This is a genomic window from Neisseria sp. P0021.S007 (assembly GCF_051956855.1).
On the sequence record NZ_JBQCXA010000493.1, the window covers coordinates 1 to 704 of the forward strand.

Here is a 704-nt window from a genome sequence, read left to right on the forward strand (position 1 = left end):
CATTGAAACAGGCTGCCGCCAAGACCCACGGCGCAACCGTATTCGGTTATCAGGTTAAAGATCCCGAGCGTTTCGGCGTGGTTGAATTTGACGAAAACTTCAACGCCCTGTCTATCGAAGAGAAACCGCAACAGCCCAAATCCGATTGGGCGGTAACCGGCTTGTACTTCTACGATCAACGCGTCGTCGAATTCGCCAAACAAATCAAACCGTCCGCCCGTGGCGAATTGGAAATCTCCGACCTCAACCAAATGTATTTGGAAGACGGTTCATTGTCGGTACAACTTTTGGGACGCGGTTTCGCATGGTTGGACACCGGCACCCACGAGAGCCTGCACGAAGCCGCTTCATTCGTCCAAACCGTGCAAAACATCCAAGACCTGCAAATCGCCTGTCTGGAAGAAATCGCTTGGCGCAACGGTTGGCTTTCTGATGAAAAACTGGAAGAGCTGGCGCGCCCGATGGCGAAAAACCAATACGGCCAATATTTGCTGCGCCTGTTAAAAAAATAATGTTTGAGGCCGTCTGAAACTTTTCAGACGGCCTTTAGATGAAAGATAAAACGATGAACATCATTGATACCGCCATTCCTGACGTAAAACTGCTTGAGCCCCAAGTCTTCGGCGACTCGCGCGGCTTTTTTATGGAAACCTTCCGCGACGAGTGGTTCAAAACCCAAATCTGCGACCGCACCTTCGTGCAGG

At 50.9% G+C, this 704-nt stretch carries 2 protein-coding genes; both read left to right on the top strand.

Annotation, left to right across the window (positions count from 1 at the left end):
* On the top strand, positions 1-512 hold a 512-nt coding region (locus ACTHUR_RS14205), incomplete at its 5' end, for a sugar phosphate nucleotidyltransferase (protein ID WP_440399197.1).
* Positions 513-550: 38 nt separating this feature from the next.
* Positions 551-704: dTDP-4-dehydrorhamnose 3,5-epimerase family protein (locus ACTHUR_RS14210; protein ID WP_440399199.1), on the top strand; the 154-nt coding region annotated here is incomplete at its 3' end.